Below are 14,960 nucleotides of genomic sequence, written 5' to 3' on the forward strand. Positions count from 1 at the left end.
CCCGGCGTCCGGGCGGAATCGGTCAGGCGGACGGGAGTGCGGCCAGTGCCATCTCGGCGGCGAGGGTGCGGGGGTGCTCGGGGCCGAAGTGGTCGCGCCAGGCGGTGGTGCAGCGGGTGAGGTGGTCGCGGGCCTCGGTGTGACGGTGCTGGGCGGCGAGTGCCGTGCCGAGGGTGGTGGCGGCTTCCAGGGTGCTGTGGTGGGTGGGGCCGAGGGGTTCGGAGAGTTCGACGGCCCTCCGGCTCGCGGCTTCGGCTTCGTCGGCTCGTCCCAGGCCCAGCAGGGCCTGGGCGGTGACGGTGGCAACCGGTGCCGCGAGGGCGACGGGGTTGCTGGGGTCCTTCCGGAACTCCGCCTCGGCCCGGGTGGCGATGTGTAGGGCCTCCTCGTGGCGGCCGCCGCCGCTGAGGCTGCGGGCCAGCCCGAGGCTCAGGGCGATCCGCATGTCGCTACTGGACTGCGTGACCTCCCGCTGCCGCCCCAGTGCGCGGCGTGCGGTGTCCTCCGCCTCGTCGTGGCGCCCGAGCCCGTTGAGTGCCAAGACGAGGGCGTTCATGACGGACAGCCAGAGCAGGCTGGGCGTGCCGTGCCGCTCGATCAGGTCGCGGCACTCGCGTTCGACCTGCTCGTACTCACCGAGGTAGACCAGGTTCTGCACGCGGTCGGAGGCGACCTTCAGCGTGCGGATGTCGTTCGCGCCATAGACCCGGGCGGTCTCTTCCTGCAGCACCCGGGACCCGTCGACGGCTTCGCGGTGCCGGCCCTGGGCGGCGTGCGCCCGCAGGCCGGCGTCCCCGGCGTCCAGGGCACGCCAGTCCGGGGCGGATCGATGACGCCGCACAGTCGCCAGGAGCCCCTCGGCCTCCGCGGGCCGGCCCCGGACGATCAGCATGTTGGCAAGCTCGATCCGCACCTCTGCGGTGGCAGCATGGGCCTCGCCCAGGACGGCCGGGCAGTGCGCCAGCAGCTCCTGCAGCTCGGCCAGGGCCTCGTCGTCGCGGTCGAGTTGCCGCAGGACGGCCGCCCGGCCGGTGCGGATGACGAGCGTCCACCCGTCCTTTGCCCCGAACCGCCGGGTGCACAGCTCGACGGCCTGCCGGAGGGTGCTTTCGGCTTCGGCCCACCGTTCCTGCGCCCCGAGCCGACCACCTTCGTCGTACAACCGGTTGGAGAGTTCGAGGTCCCGCCGCTGCGCCCGGTTCCGCAATGCCGCGAACATGCCCACTCCCTCACCCCGCGCCCGATGTGGCGATGATCGTACTCATCCGGGGGCGGGGCTGCCGCAGGCGGGCGGGCCCGCAGCGCGGCCTGGCGGCACGTGGCGCGCGGACAGCCGTAGTCCGCACACGACGCCTGCCCGTGACGTACCCGGCTGCGGGCAGGCCGGCGCGATGGCCGCACACCCGCGGCCTGGTCCTGGTCCATCGTCACCACCCGTACCTCACCCCCTGCTCGCCGGGGCGGGGCCACGCTTCCCACATCGTGCAGGGGACCGTATCTTGCCCCACCGACAGGCCCGGCCCTGGCGTGGTACGGCCGGGTGGCCGGGCGCGGCCGGGCGGGTGACTTGTGCGGGATGTCGGCGGGGCCCGGGCGGTGGGGTGTGCCAACGGTGGAAGCGCGGTGCCCCGGGGCGCCGGCCGCCCGACCGCCGACCTCTCGGGGAGTGTTCCGCCGTGTCCATCGCCCATCGGATCCTGCAGTTTCTCCTCGCTCTCGCCTGCGCCGCGGGCCTGTGGACCGCCTTCACCGGCCCCGCGCACGCCGCGTCCGCCGCGGCGGGCACGGTCGCCACCGCGGCGAATGCGGCCGGCGAAGCCGCACCGGCCGCCGGGCAGGGCGTCGACTGGGACAAGGTCGCGGCCTGCGAGAGCGGCGGCCGCTGGAACGCCAACACCGGCAACGGCTACTACGGCGGCCTGCAGTTCGACCGGGCGACCTGGAAGGCCAACGGCGGCACCGCCTACGCGCCACGCGCCGATCTCGCCACCCGCGAGCAGCAGATCGCCGTCGCCGAACACCTCACCGCCCGCCGGGGACTGGCGCCCTGGCCCACCTGCGGCGCCCGCGCCCGCCGCCCCGGCACCCACCACACCGTTCCCGCCCCGCGCCCGGCGCAGCGGCCCGCCGCCCAGCAGCCGACTGTCGACCGGCCCGCGGCCACCGCCGAACCGGACACAGTCGCGGCTGCGGACTTTGGGCCGGCAAAGGACGGCGCCGTCGTGGTCCAGGACGGCGACACCCTCGACGGCATCGCCCAGGCGCAGCAGGTGACCGGCGGCTGGCCCGCCCTCTACCAGGCCAACCTGGACACCATCGGCGACAACCCCGACCTCATCCTCCCCGGCCAGGCCCTGCGGCTGCCCTGACGTCCCGGTCCAGCTCCCCCTGTGGTCGGCAACAGTGCACGCCTGCCGGTCGGCAGGGCGGCGCACGCCGGTGCAGTGCCTCGCACCCGTAGCCGGAGCCGCGAATCGGCCGGATCACTCCACCGGGCGGGCGCGGGGCGGCCATGCTGGCGTGCATGATCGATACGAACAGCGCGCAGCCGTCCGGTGCGCGGGCGGCGGCCCTGGACCAGGTGGTCCCGCTACTGAAGGCAGCCTTAGACCCTGCATCGAAGCGGGCCGAGCGGCCGGGCGATTCCCCGGCGGGGCGGATCGTTTCGCAGGTCGCGCGCAGCGATGCGGCCGCGGGTGGCACGGAGGGGCTGGTGAACCTCGCGACCAGTCTGACGTTCACCCTCTCCTACATGCTGCCGGCGATGGCGCAGGCCCAGGCGCGGCAGCCCGAGGAGGTGCTGGCGCAGCTGGTCGGCGAGCTGCGGGCGAGCGGCGGCAACCCGGACGTGGTCAGGGTGGTGGAGCAGCTGGACTCGCTGACGGGGTCGGCCGCGGTCCTGGCGGAGATCATGGGCACGGACCAGGTCGCGTTCCTCGGCCTGGTGCTGGAGCTCGCGGACTTCACCGCCCAGGCGTCGGTGCTCGCCGCCCGCGTGCTCGACTGCCCGCTCGAGGAGGTCTGGGAGGAGGTCGACGCCGGCCTGCGCACGTAGCCCGGCGCCGCCCCGGCCCAGCCGCCGGCCCACCGCCGCGGCCACCTGCCGGGGCCGGGCGGCCGGGGCGGTGTCTCGTGTGCCGGGGCGGGTGCCTGAGATCCTGTCAGGCCTTGCCCGACCGTCTTCGGGGAAGAGAGCTGGGATGGATACCGACCGCGGGGCCCTTGGCCCGTACACCGCCTACGACCACCTGCCGCCGCTGCACACCCGCGAGAGGGGCCTGTCGCTGGCCCACCCGTACGGCGACATCACCCCGGGGCGGTCCGTCACGCCGGGCGGCGGCCGGCTGACCGTCGAGGAGGACGCCGGGCACCACCGGATCACCCTGGACCACCTGGGCTGCGACGCGCAGACCACCGAAGCCAAGCACGAGGCATTCAAGCAGCTCGCCCTCGCCGCCGAGGCCCACTGCCTGCTCGCCGGCCACCGGCACCCTGCCCGGTTCTCCCCCGGCAGCCCCTACCTCGGCTACGAGTTCCCCCTCGGCACGATCGCACCGAGGGTGTTCGTGCGGGCCCTGCTCGCCATCGAGCTCGGCGACCACACGCCCCTCGACCGGCTCACCGCGGCCGCCACCCAAGCCGCTGGCCCCGTCCGCCCCGCCCAGACCCCGGGCTGAGACCGCCGGAGCGCAACAGCGGGAGCCTGGCCCGGCGGGTAGCGCGGGTCGTCCTGCGCACCGGCACCGAAACGGGCGTCTGGCCGCCCGGCATGCCGCGCCCGGGCCCCGTCCTGCCCGGCGCCCGGGGCGGGCGCTCCTATCCTGGCCGGACAGCACCAACCGGGGCCGGAGGCAGCAGCACCTATGGCGGAGGCGGACGTCGATTTCGCGGCGGTGTTCCGGGCGCTGCCCGGCGCGGTCGCGCTCCTCACCCCGCAGCTGGTGTTCGCCGAGGCCAACGAGAAGTTCCTGCGCCAGGCCGGGCGCAGCCGCGATCAGGTGGTCGGCCGGTACCTGTTCGACGCGTTCCCCCGCCAGCCTCACGACGCCGACGATTCCCGCATGCGGAGCCTGGAGGCGTCGCTGCGCCGGGTGCTGGCCGACGGGGAGAGCGACGTGATGGCGGTGCAGCGCTACGACGTCGAAACCGCTCCGGGCCGGTGGGAGGAGCGGTATTGGAGCCCGGTGAACGCCCCGGTGTTCGCCCCGGACGGGCGGGTGGTGCTGGTGATCCACCGGGTGGAGGAGGTCACCGCGCTGATCCGCGCCGTGGGCGGGCCGGGCGCCGAGCTGCGCGTGGAGGCCGAGCTGTACAGCCGGCTGCGGGAACTGGAGGAGGTCAACCAGCGGCTGCGTGTGGCGAACGCCCGCGAGCGGGAGGTCGGCCTCGCACTGCAGAGCGCCATGCTCCCCCCGGCCCGGCCCATCCGCGCCCACCGCACCGCCGTGCGCTACCGGCCCGCCACCGCCGCCCTGAACGTGTGCGGCGACTGGTACGACCTCATCCCCCTGCCCGGCGGCGACCGGATCGCGGTCACCGTCGGCGACGTCGTCGGCCACGGCCTGGCCGCAGCCGCCGTCATGGGCCAGCTCCGCAGCGCCCTGTCAGCCGCGTCCCTCGTCGCCGACGGCCCCGCCCGGGCCCTGGACGCCCTCGGCCGCTACGCGCACTTCCTCGACGGCGCCGAATCCACCACCGCCGTCACCTGCTTCCTCGACTGGGACGAGCGCACGATCACCTACTCCAGCGCCGGCCACCCCCCGCCCGTCCTGCTGCACGCCGACGGCACCGCCGTGCTGCTCGACCAGGCGACCGACCCGCCGCTGGACGCCCACCCCGAACCCACCCCACGCCCCCAAGCCACCGTGGCCTTCAACCCGGGCGACGTCCTCGCCCTCTACACCGACGGCCTGATCGAACGCCGCGGCCAGGACATCGACACCGGCCTGATGGCCCTCACCGACTCCCTCGCACACCACCACGCGGCCTCCACGCCCGACACACTCGACCCCGACCACCTCGCCGACGCCGTCCTCGCCGACCTGCTGCCCACCGGCGGCGTCACCGACGACACCGCCCTCGTCATCGTCTGCCTCTGACACCCGCCGTGCAGGCAGTGCCCGGCCGCGGCGCTCAGCCTCGCGCTCACCCTGTCCGGTCGGCCCCGCGTTCCCGGCCGGCGCGGGGATGAGAAGATCGGTCCGGCTCCCGGGCTTCCTCATTGCCTGCCCGGGAGCCACTCACATGCCCGACGGCTGTCAATCCCCTGGAATCGTAGAGTCCTCTCTATGCGGCCTCGGCCCTCTGGCGGGCCTGGGCGCGTTGCTGGTTGATCATCTGCTCGAACTCTACGGGTGGGAGTCCGCCGGCCCGGCTGTGCCGGCGCCTGGTGTTGTAGAAGTCGGCGATCCAGGTGGCGATCTTGAGGCGGGCCTGGGCGCGGGTGGCGAAGCGGTGCCGGTGGATGTACTCGACCTTGACCGTGGAGTTGAACGCCTCGGCCGGGGCGTTGTCGAAGCACGACCCGACGCGGCCCATGGACTGCACCACGCCCAGCCTGTCGCACAGGTCGTTGTACGCCGCGGACGTGTACTCGCTGCCCCTGTCGCTGTGGAAGATCACTCCGTCCACGTGGCCGCCGCGAGTGGCGGCCGCCATCCGCAACGACGCGCCGACCAGGGCCGCGTCGTGCCGCTCGCCCATCGCGTAGCCCAGGCAGCGGCGGGAGAACAGGTCGATCACGGTCGCCAGGTACAGCTTGCCCTCGCCGGTGTCGATCTCGGTCATGTCACCACACCACAGCACGTTCGGCGACACCGCGTCGAAGTGCCGGTGGACCAGGTCACGGGCGGCCTTCCGCTTGCCCTGCCGGGTCAGGCTCTTGCGCTTCTTCTTCGGCTCGCGGCCGTACCAGCCCTGCTCGGCCATGATCCCGGCGACGGTGTTCACGGACACCCGCCAGCCCTCGGCCCACAGGTCGAGCGTGATCCTGGGCGAGCCGTACGTGCCGCCGGAGCGGGCGAAGAAGTACTTGATCCGCTCGGCCAGTGCAGCCCTCCTGACCTCGCACTTCGTCGGCTTGTCGGGCCTGCCTCGCCACTTGTAGTACCAGGCCGTCGAAACGCCCAGCACGCGGCAGGCCACGGTGTGCGGGATGTCGTCCTCGGCCTTGCAGTCGCCGATCACCCCGACGAGCACCGCCGGGTCCGCCTCGGCTACTTCACCCACAAGGCCATGCATCGCTTGAGGACATCACGCTCCATCCCGAGCTCGACGTTGTCCTTGCGCAACCGTTGGTTCTCCGCGCGCAGCCGCAGCAGTTCTTCCCGCTCGGACTCCTCCAGCGGCCCCGTGCCCGCCGCCACCGCCCCGCGGGCCCGGCTCACCCAGGTCTGCAGCGTGCCCTCGTGTACACCCAGGTCCCGCGCCACCTCCGCGGCCGGCTTCCCGGTCTCCAGCACGATCCGCACCGCCCCCTCACGGAACTCGGCGTCGTAACTACGTCGCTTCCCCACCCTCAACTCCTTATCGGCTCAGGGCTCCACGCTACGAGGGGAAGCACATCCGGTTCCGGCGATGAAGCCGTCGAGGGTCTTGGCGCGGTACTGCAGTCGCTTGAGCCGGTTACGGACGAGTGTCTCGAGTTGGTCGAGGGCGACCGAGGCGAGGTTGGCCAGGCTGCGTTTTGACGTGGGCCCAGAGCCATTCCACCGGGTTCAGGTCGGGCGCGTAGGCGGGCAGGATGTACACGGTCAGCCAGGTGCGGGCATCGATCAGCGCGCGCATCGTGCGGGAGACATGGGTGTTCAGCCGGTCCCAGACCAGCACGATCGGCGCCTTCACCAGGTGGTGGATGCCGTCGATCAGGCCGATGTAGTCGCGCTCGGACAGGCTGCGGCGCTCACCCTTGCGGCCGGTGTGCCGACAGATGCGATGGGACAGCCTGGTCCGGGAGCCGGGCCTCATCGCGATCAGGCCGGCGACGGAGACCCTGCCCGAGCGGCGACCCGAGGTCTTCACGATCGGGGTGGTGCCTCGTCGTCCCCAGGTGCGTCCGCGGGGCGGTCTGCGGGTGAAGCCGGCCTCGTCCTCGAAGCAGATGAAGCCGTTGCAGGCCGCCCGGGCTCTTTTACCTCCGCCCACGTCGTCTCCTTCCACGCCGCGACGGCCTGCTCGTCACGCTCGGCCACCCGCCGCACCGGGACTTGCGGGGTGAAGCCGAGCCGGTGCATCAGTCGGGTGGCACCCGAGACGCTGTAGGAAACGTGGAACTTCCTCCCGATCAGCGTGGCCACCCGCGCACCGGTCCACACCTGGTCCTCCGTCCAGCCGTGCGCGGCCGGACCCTGGTCGAGGTATTCGGCGAGCTTCTCCTGGCAGCGCGGTGAGAGTTTGCACCGCTGCCCGCCCGGCCCGCGCGAGGCAGCGCCCCCGTCCCGCTCTCCTGCCACACCCGATGCCATTGCCACGCGGATTTCCGGCTCACCCGCAATCTGCGGGCGACCTCGGGCGGCCCGGCCCCCTCGGCGAACAACCCAGCGGCCTCCAGCCGCACCATCTCGCGGCGACGACGCGCTTTCGCCGTCAGCCCGCCCCCATCCGCATATCGCATGCCCAACGGTCTACCGCCACCATCGGCCACCCGTCAGCCGGACGGCAAGTCCGTTACCTCAAAACGCTGAAGTCAGTAATAGCGCCCGCGTCCCACATGCGCCCGGCGGCCTCGCCAGATGTAGGCATGCGGATGACTTTGGGAGCAGTACCAGTCAGCCGGTTCGCGTCCACCCGGTCGGGTAGCCGTTGTTGATGAGTAGCAGGTTCTGCCCCGAGGAGTCGGTACTCCAGGTGTAGGTGAAGTGCACCTGGCATCCTGAGGCAGTGCCGTCGGTGATGAAGGTCACCACGTGATCGGCGGGGAACGCCAGCTTGCCGCGGTCGGTGCACGGGCTCTTGCCACCGATTCCCAGAAATACGTGCTGGGAGTATGATCCATCCGCGTTGATTGTCATGTCTTCACCCCCGCTGTACTGGTTGTGCCAGCTTCCGACCAGGACCGGGGGAACCGCCGAGGTCGGGGCTGCGGACGTCGGCGATGCGGCCGGGATGCTGGACGGTGACAGATTCGTGAGCCCGTGCTGGTAGGACAGCTTCGAGCCCATGCGGCTGAGCTGCAGTATGCCGTCCGCACAGTCCAGGGACATGGGGCCGTTGTCCCAGATGGGCTGGGGCCTTGTTTCGGCTCTTCCGTCCCAGCCACTGGTCAGGGTGCCCGTGCCTTGGGTGCCCGAGAAGGTGATGGTGTTTCCAAAGACCGTGTAGGCGAAGTTGGCCTGTCCATCGCTGACCTCGGTGAACACGTGCCCAGCATCCGTGCCGCGGAAAGTCTCGGCCACGTCGCGTACGTAGCCGGTGCCGCTGTCCAGCAGGGTCAGGGTCTCGTCGCCCGAGACGTAGTGCACCGTCACACTGCTGCCGTCGGTGAAATTGACCGGATAAGTCTGATCATGGATGTGCCACTCCCCGATGTAGCAGGGAGTGGCTGCCGGGGTGGTCGTGACCGGGCTGGAGCCACCGCTGGTCATGACTTCCCCGGAGGGCGGCGAGCCGCCGGCGCTACCGCAGCCGGCGAGCAGCATGCCGAGGCACACCGCCGCTGAAACCGTACGAAATCTGGTGCTCATCGCTGTGATCTCCCTTGGCTGGGCCGGCCTTCCGCTGAAGGGGTTCCACGGACAGCGGCGCCGGGACCAGCGGAAGGTACCCTGCAGCCGGACTGAGAAATCCCTGCCGCCGCACTGAGAATCCCCGGTTTCGCGTGGACAGGTCTGGCAGGAGGCGGAGATGGTCAACCATAGAGCGATCGCCATCTTAAAGTTGCTGGTGAGGGTGGTTGCGTGACAGCCCTCCCGGATTCCCAGTCACGCGACCAACTGCCGAGAGCGCTCCGAGGCACGGCCAGCACGCGCACCGGATTTACCCGCCCCCAGCGCACACCGAAGGCGCGCTGAGTTGCTGACCAGCAACCTCAAGATGGCGAAGAAGGTCGGGAATGAGGTGGCCCGGGTGAGTTGCTGTCAGCCGTGTTCTCCTCAGCCGGCTGTACAGAACCTGGCCTCGCTGATCACGGCGTCGCTGGCCCGGGTGGCACGCACATACATGTTGAGTTCGTCCGGTCCCAGGTCGCCCGCACAGTTGAGGCGCAGGCCGATCTCGTCGTTCTCCGCCAGCTGCTCCAGGGCCGCGTCGATGGCGGAGACCCGTCGGCCGATGAGGTCGATGCCGTGGAAGGCGACCTACGGCCCGGTGCGCCCGTGCACGGTCACCGCAGCGAGGGTGGGGACATCGCCCCAGTAGTGGGCGCTCACCCCAGTGTGGTCGAAGCGGTCCTCCTCCAGGCACCATTGCCGGGGCCCGCGGCTCACCGTCCAGGGCAGGCGGCCGCGCCGCGCGGCCGGCACCTCGCCGCCCAGTGCGGCCGCCACCTGCTCCGGTCCCATCCCGAACCTGAGCGGCCCGACGCCCTCCAGCGGCGTCCACTCCCAGATCGGCCGCTCGAAGTCCGGCACCACCGGCCACACCCCCGGATTGCGGTCCTCGTCCCGGACGTTCCGCCGCCGGACGACCGGCTCGGCGGCCCAGGGATCCTCCGCCAGCTCCGCGGCAACCAGCAGCGCGTCGGTGACCACGCGGTCCCGGCGCTGCGCCATCCCTCGGGTGAGCGGCCCCACTCCAGTGTCGCGCCCAGGAACACGCCCATGCCGTAACCTCCGGATCACCGTCCCCGTTCGTCCGCACCGCCACCCGCTGCCCGCTGGCGAGGCGAAGGAGGTCCGCACGGACCTCGGACGGCACCCGGCCGATCAGCTCCACGTCCCCGATGCGCACCTGCAGTCCGCCCAGGCCCCCGACCGCCACCGCCACCGCCACCAGCCGCCCGTCCTGCCCGTAGAACGCGGCCACGCCCTCCTCCAGGTAGTCCTGCCAGCCCATGCGAACAACGGGTTCACCCCAGCCGTACCCTGCCGAAACGTCCGGCCGTTCCCTCCCCAGCGCGTCCTCAACCTCGGAGGCACTCATCCCGAACCGCAACGGCCCCACCCCCACCAGCGGATCGAGTACCCACTGCAGCCGCTCCCCCGGCTCCTTCATCCACCAGCCCACCACAACCCCCTCAGCTCGCCCACCCGGCCGCATCCGCCGGTGATCTTGCGCGCGAGGCTAGCCAGCACCCCCGACAACCGCGGCCCGGGGGCGAGGCTGGGCAAGGTACTTGGTGGCCTGCCTGCGGCCGCGGTAACCGGCCCCACGCTCACCCTGTCCGGTCGGCCCCGACCCCTGGGCCCGGCACGAGGATGAGAGGATCGGCTCAGCTCCCGGGGTTTCCATTGCCTGCCCGGAAGCCACCCTCGTCCGCGGCCCCGACGCACCATCAGCACGCTTCCCCGCACAGCCGAGCGCAGACGGCCGGGCCCGGTGCAGCACGCGGCGCAGCAGGGGGCGGCCGGACTCTGCAGCTGGCCGCCCCCGAGGATTCGGCCGCGCGGACCCGCGGAGGGTTCGAGCGCCCGGGCGCGGGCCGGACGCCGAGCCGCGGGGCGCAGCCGGATGTCGCCCGTGGGGGTGGCGGGGCGGCGCCCGGTTCAACGAGCGGCACCCGGTCGAGGACACCCGGCCTCGCCGGGATGCTGCAGCCGGTGAGCAGCGGGGCGCCGAGTCAGAGGCTGCGCCGGACCCCGGGCTGGATGTGGCGGGCCCGCCTCGCGTTCACCGCGGCATTTCGGACGACCGCGAGCAGGTCGCCGCTGGTCTCGGCGAGCGTGTCCGGCACGGATGCCGGGTTCGCCGCTGGCTCCGGGTGACCGATCGGCGTCGGCGCCTGCCCCCGCACCGCGCTCTGTGCTGCTGTGCCCGGCTTGTGGGCTGCTGCCACCGATGCGGGATGCCGGCCTGTCGCGTCGTTGGTTGGGGCGGCCGGTGTTTACGGCCGGCCGCCCTAGCAGGCGTTGTCCTGCCGGCACGGCGCCGTCGGAGGTGTACGTGCCGGGCGGACGAGAGCAGGACCTCGGCGCCCAAAGCCGGATGCCCCGTGCACGCCCAACCCCTGCACTGAAACCGACACCCGTGCCTCCCGCCACCCCGGCCCCGCACCGACGTAGGGTCGGGACAACGGCGGCAGATCAGGAGGCGATGCCGGTGGCCCCCGCACCGCCGCGCTGGCGCCTACGGGCGGGCGCTGCCGTCGGCGGCCTCCAGCTCCCGCAGTTCCTGCTCGGCGCGCTGCTGGTCGGCGACCGCGTCGATCCCGTAGTCCACCGCCCGCACATACGCGGCGACCCGGCGCCGGGCCAGGTCGATCAGCTGCTCGCGGGGCCAGGGCTCGCCGCGGCCTGCCGCCTGCCCGGAGCGCACGTTGTCGTCCGTCACCTCCGCCATGGCGCGCATCGCCGCACCCACCGCGGCCAGGTCCGACAGCTGTCCGCTCCGCCACGCCAAGTACTCCTGGCGCAGGTAGCCGAGAGCACCGTCGAGGCCGTCCCACTCGGCCGCGTCCGGGCCGAGCGCACCGCGGCCGGTGCCGCCGTGCCGATCCAGCTGCCGCAACTGCATCGCGGTGCCGACGGCAGCCGGGTTCGGCAGGCCGCCCGGCCCGGCAACAGCACCGCTGCCGGCGCCCGCCGGGGCAACCGCGGGCAGCGCGGCGCGGTCGAGCAGCGCGGCGTGGCGCAGCACCCACTCCCGGTTGTGCATCTGCAGGGTGCCGTGGTTGGCGCGGGCGAGGTTGAGGATCGCTGCCGTCTCCACGTGCGGCTCGGGGGCGTCCGCGTAGGCCTCCCCCGGCGTCGGGGCGGCCGGGCCGGTGGTGGTGTTCGGCATCTGGCGGTTGCTCCTCCATGGTCGGGGCGGGCGGCGGTGCTGGCTCGGGTGCGGCCGGTGCGGTCGGTGTGGTGGGGGTGTGGGGGTTGTAGTTCGGGTTGGGGTGCCAGGTTCTGGTGCCGTCGGGGGCGAGTTCCCAGGCGCCCTTGATGTTTTCGGTGCGGATGCCGCCGGGGAAGGCGACTTCGTGTTCGTGGGAGCGGCGGTGGCCGGGCATGGAGGCGTTGACGTCGATGCCGCCGGGTGCGTCGACGTCGTAGCGGTACATGCGGGGGAAGTCGAGGTCCTCGCGGCGGGTGGTGCCGACGAACGCGGACTCGACGCCGCCGTCGACGTAGCCCTTGAGGTCGGTGTTGGTCGGGTCGAGGGGTTCGAAGCCCTCGCTGAAGACCTTGTCGGGTGAGCGGTTGTCGAAGCGGTAGAGGGGTTCGTTGCCCTCCCGCCACACGGGGTGGGGGCTGATGCTGTCGATGTCGACGGTGCGGTCGGTGGCGACGGCGAGCGGGTCGTCGGGGGCCTTCGGTGTGTGGCCGGCGGCGTTCGCGGCGTCGTCGGCCGCCTTGGCTGCGCTCTCGGCGCCGTGTTCGGCGGCGTCGGCGGCCGCCTTCTCCCCGCCGCGGACCGCGGCGTTCTCCGCCGCCGTCCTGGCGGCGGCCTTCTCGGCCGCGGCGATCGCGGCGCGTTCGGCGACGACTGCGGCCTCGCTGCCGCCGCCGGTGGCGATGCCGGAGACGATGTTGAAGACCAGCTTGCCGCCGGCCTCGGCCGGGTCCTTGCCCCAGCCGGAGCCGACCAGCCCCGTGACCAGGTCCATCGGATGATTGCCAGTGCGCACCAGCCCGGCGACCGTGGAGTTGACGTGGTCGAGGTACACCGCGGGATGGGTGAGGTTGTAGGGGTCCATCGGGTTCAGGCCGCGGCCGAACTTCACGATGTCCACGGCGCCCTTGACCAGGCCGCCCTCGAAGTGCAGCAGCCCAACCGCCGCCTGCTTCGGGGCGTCGACCAGCGCCATGCCGGCCCGGTCGAGGAGGCCGGGTTCCTTGGGTGCGGCGGTGGTGGCGGCGCGGATCGCCCGCTCGGCGTCGTCGGCGGCGCTGACCCGCTGTTTGCGGGCGGCGAGCAGGAGCTCGGCGGCGTGCCGGCGGCCGTCGGCGCCCGGGTCGTGGAACGCGCCGGGCTTCGTGGGTGCGGTGGGGCTCTGCCCGGCCTCGGCGGCGCGGTTGTAGGCGTCGACGGACCGGTTGTAGTCCGCGATCTGCCGGTTGTAGGCGTCGGCGGCGTCCTTGCTCGCCTGCTGCGCCCGCCGGTACTCCTCGATCGCCTGCCGGGCCTGCCCCTGTGCCCACTGGATCGTCCCCGCCAGCGACTCCAGGGCCCCGGCCGCCGCCTCGCAGGCATCCGCCGTCACCCGCCACGCAACCGGCTGCGGCCCGAACTTCGCCCGGAACGCGTCCGCGGCCTTGCCCTGCCAGTGGTCGGAGTCCATCCGCGACAGCCCGGCCGCGGTCGACTCGAACGCCGCGGCGAACTTCCGCAGGTGCGCGGCACTCTGCGCGATCGCCTCGGTGTCGCCGTGGACCAGGTCCTTCGGGTCGTCGCTCTCGCCGAGGTTCTTCTCCCCCACCGCCGTGCCGAGGTCGGCGGCGATGTCGTCGCCCCAGTCGTCCACGGCCTTCGCGGCGCCGTCCAGGCCGACGAAATCCAGCACGTTGCCGGCCGCGTGCGCGTGCGCGTCGACGAGCTGGCCGAAGCCCTCCTTGAGCCCGCCGATGATGCCCGCCATCAGTGGCCGCCCCCTGCCTGGCGGGCGGCCCACTGCTGCTCGAGGCCCTCGGAGACCGCCTTCGCCTTCGCCGCCTCCTGCCGGTTGTGCTCCTGGTCGCCGAGCTGGTTCAGCATCGGGTTGGACTCCAGGTAGTCCGCCTCCACACCCTTCCAGGTGCCGTAGGAGTGCTGCGCGGCCTGCTCGAACGACTGGGCGGAGTAGTCGGCGCCCGCGATCTGGCTCGCCGGGTTGTCGGCGAGGGTCTGCCGCCAGGAACGGCCCTCGACCTGCTCCTGCGTCAGGTTCGGGTTGCCCATCGCCGCCGTGACGACGTCCTTCATGGTGCCGGAGAGGTACTGCTCCTGCTCGTGGTAGATCCCCGCCGACAGGTCCAGCTTGTCGGCGATCTCGTTGCCGGTCTGCACCAGGCCGCGGACCATCCACTGCCAGCGCTCGCAGAACTCGTCGAACGCCGCCTTGCAGTTCGGCGCCCCGATCTGTGCATGCGTCAGCTCCAGGCCGTCGAAACCCCGCCCGACCCCGGCACCGGACGCACCCCCGACACCCTCCAGCTCGGCGATCGCATCGTTGATGCCCTTCGCCGTCAGCCGCAGCGCCTCCGGATCCACCCGGAAGTCCACCATCAGACCACCCCTCCCCCGCCGACGACACTGGTGCGGCCATGGTCCGCGTCGACCGCGGCCGCATCCGGCACGATCCCCACCACCGGCGGGAACAGCATCGGCTGCGCACCCGCCACGTCCAGCGCCACCCCGCACGGCACGCCGGCCGCCGGCACCGCCACGTCCAGCAGCCGCGCCCCGAACACCGTCAGATACCGCACCTCGCCCGGCCCCTCGGCACGGGCGGTCAGGAACGCGGCCAGCTCCGGCTCACTGCTGAACGCGTAGATCCAGCGGATCCCGCCCCCGTCCCCCGACCACACCAGCCCGTCCGCGGTCTGCGGCACCAGCACCGCACTCGAGCGGAACACCGCCAGCATCGAGCCCGGATCCCCCGCACCCGCGCGGACCATTCGCACCTGGTGCACCAACCCCGCGTTCACCCGCTTCGACACCCCCATGATCGTCGAAGCCCAAAACTCTACCCGACCGCTCCGACAGGTTCGGTCACGCGGGAAGACCGAGGAGCTCCAGCGACTGGCAGACGCACCCGTGGCGGCCGGGTGTCCGGCCCTGCCAACGAATCGCGGTCATCGGCATCCGGGTCGCGCGCTGCAGCCGAAGGCGCGGGGACAGGCCCTCCCCTGCGGCGCGACCGGCCTGTCCTTGTCGGCCGGCTAGGTGGCGCCGTGCTG

13 protein-coding genes and 1 pseudogene are annotated in these 14,960 nt (G+C 72.6%); 4 read left to right on the forward strand and 10 right to left on the reverse strand.

What is annotated here, in order from left to right:
* Positions 1–22: 22 nt before the first annotated feature.
* Positions 23–1,219, reverse strand: a complete 1,197-nt coding sequence (locus tag ACQ614_RS00120) for a tetratricopeptide repeat protein (protein ID WP_431675978.1) — start codon at positions 1,217–1,219, stop codon at positions 23–25.
* A 457-nt stretch (positions 1,220–1,676) separates the two neighbouring features.
* On the opposite strand from ACQ614_RS00120, the gene ACQ614_RS00125 reads away from it, so the two are divergent.
* The 4 genes from ACQ614_RS00125 (at position 1,677) to ACQ614_RS00140 (ending at position 5,099) form a co-directional block, all read left to right on the forward strand.
* Positions 1,677–2,369: a transglycosylase family protein gene (locus tag ACQ614_RS00125; protein WP_431675979.1), complete on the forward strand. Its 693-nt coding sequence runs from the start codon at positions 1,677–1,679 to the stop codon at positions 2,367–2,369.
* Positions 2,370–2,713: 344 nt separating this feature from the next.
* Positions 2,714–3,055: a hypothetical protein gene (locus ACQ614_RS00130; RefSeq protein ID WP_431675980.1), complete on the forward strand. Its 342-nt coding sequence runs from the start codon at positions 2,714–2,716 to the stop codon at positions 3,053–3,055.
* A 145-nt stretch (positions 3,056–3,200) separates the two neighbouring features.
* Positions 3,201–3,677, forward strand: a complete 477-nt coding sequence (locus tag ACQ614_RS00135; protein WP_431675981.1) for a DUF6420 family protein — start codon at positions 3,201–3,203, stop codon at positions 3,675–3,677.
* 186 nt (positions 3,678–3,863) lie between these two features.
* On the forward strand, positions 3,864–5,099 hold the full coding sequence (locus ACQ614_RS00140) for a PP2C family protein-serine/threonine phosphatase (protein ID WP_431675982.1): 1,236 nt from the start codon (positions 3,864–3,866) through the stop codon (positions 5,097–5,099).
* A gap of 187 nt (positions 5,100–5,286) precedes the next feature.
* Here ACQ614_RS00140 and ACQ614_RS00145 read toward each other — a convergent pair whose 3' ends face one another.
* From ACQ614_RS00145 to ACQ614_RS00185, 9 genes and pseudogenes are all read right to left on the reverse strand, one after another.
* Positions 5,287–6,228, reverse strand: coding sequence for an IS3 family transposase (locus ACQ614_RS00145; protein WP_431675983.1), 942 nt, complete (start codon positions 6,226–6,228; stop codon positions 5,287–5,289).
* Positions 6,216–6,515: a transposase gene (locus ACQ614_RS00150; protein WP_431675984.1), complete on the reverse strand. Its 300-nt coding sequence runs from the start codon at positions 6,513–6,515 to the stop codon at positions 6,216–6,218. Before ACQ614_RS00150 ends, ACQ614_RS00145 begins: the two co-directional genes overlap by 13 nt.
* An 18-nt stretch (positions 6,516–6,533) precedes the next feature.
* Positions 6,534–7,612: pseudogene (locus ACQ614_RS00155) on the reverse strand (IS630 family transposase).
* Positions 7,613–7,766: 154 nt separating this feature from the next.
* Entirely contained in the window at positions 7,767–8,681 is a 915-nt protein-coding gene (locus tag ACQ614_RS00160; RefSeq protein ID WP_431675985.1) for a hypothetical protein, read from the reverse strand.
* Positions 8,682–9,293: 612 nt separating this feature from the next.
* Positions 9,294–9,707: a hypothetical protein gene (locus ACQ614_RS00165; RefSeq protein WP_431675986.1), complete on the reverse strand. Its 414-nt coding sequence runs from the start codon at positions 9,705–9,707 to the stop codon at positions 9,294–9,296.
* A 1,007-nt stretch (positions 9,708–10,714) separates the two neighbouring features.
* Complete coding sequence (locus ACQ614_RS00170) at positions 10,715–10,930, reverse strand: hypothetical protein (protein ID WP_431675987.1); 216 nt, start codon at positions 10,928–10,930, stop codon at positions 10,715–10,717.
* Positions 10,931–10,993: 63 nt separating this feature from the next.
* The gene (locus tag ACQ614_RS00175; protein ID WP_431675988.1) at positions 10,994–13,660 is read right to left on the reverse strand and encodes a WXG100 family type VII secretion target; all 2,667 of its coding nucleotides are present in this window, start codon (positions 13,658–13,660) and stop codon (positions 10,994–10,996) included.
* A complete protein-coding gene (locus ACQ614_RS00180; RefSeq protein ID WP_431675989.1) occupies positions 13,660–14,286 on the reverse strand; it encodes a type VII secretion target in 627 nt (208 codons plus the stop codon). Before ACQ614_RS00180 ends, ACQ614_RS00175 begins: the two co-directional genes overlap by 1 nt.
* On the reverse strand, positions 14,286–14,645 hold the full coding sequence (locus ACQ614_RS00185) for an SseB family protein (RefSeq protein ID WP_431675990.1): 360 nt from the start codon (positions 14,643–14,645) through the stop codon (positions 14,286–14,288). The genes ACQ614_RS00180 and ACQ614_RS00185 overlap by 1 nt, the downstream gene beginning before the upstream one ends.
* Between the last annotated feature and the right edge of the window lie 315 nt (positions 14,646–14,960).

Source organism: Kitasatospora dryopteridis (genome assembly GCF_050749075.1).
Taxonomy (GTDB): Bacteria; Actinomycetota; Actinomycetes; order Streptomycetales; family Streptomycetaceae; genus Kitasatospora.

Coding starts and splice junctions, on each gene's coding strand:
- ACQ614_RS00140 (WP_431675982.1), top strand. CDS start 3,864: ATGGCGGAGGCGGACGTCGATTTCGCGGCGGTGTTCCGGGCGCTGCCC.
- ACQ614_RS00160 (WP_431675985.1), bottom strand. CDS start 8,681: ATGAGCACCAGATTTCGTACGGTTTCAGCGGCGGTGTGCCTCGGCATG.
- ACQ614_RS00135 (WP_431675981.1), top strand. CDS start 3,201: ATGGATACCGACCGCGGGGCCCTTGGCCCGTACACCGCCTACGACCAC.
- ACQ614_RS00180 (WP_431675989.1), bottom strand. CDS start 14,286: ATGGTGGACTTCCGGGTGGATCCGGAGGCGCTGCGGCTGACGGCGAAG.
- ACQ614_RS00185 (WP_431675990.1), bottom strand. CDS start 14,645: ATGCTGGCGGTGTTCCGCTCGAGTGCGGTGCTGGTGCCGCAGACCGCG.
- ACQ614_RS00175 (WP_431675988.1), bottom strand. CDS start 13,660: ATGGCGGGCATCATCGGCGGGCTCAAGGAGGGCTTCGGCCAGCTCGTC.
- ACQ614_RS00120 (WP_431675978.1), bottom strand. CDS start 1,219: ATGTTCGCGGCATTGCGGAACCGGGCGCAGCGGCGGGACCTCGAACTC.
- ACQ614_RS00165 (WP_431675986.1), bottom strand. CDS start 9,707: ATGGCGCAGCGCCGGGACCGCGTGGTCACCGACGCGCTGCTGGTTGCC.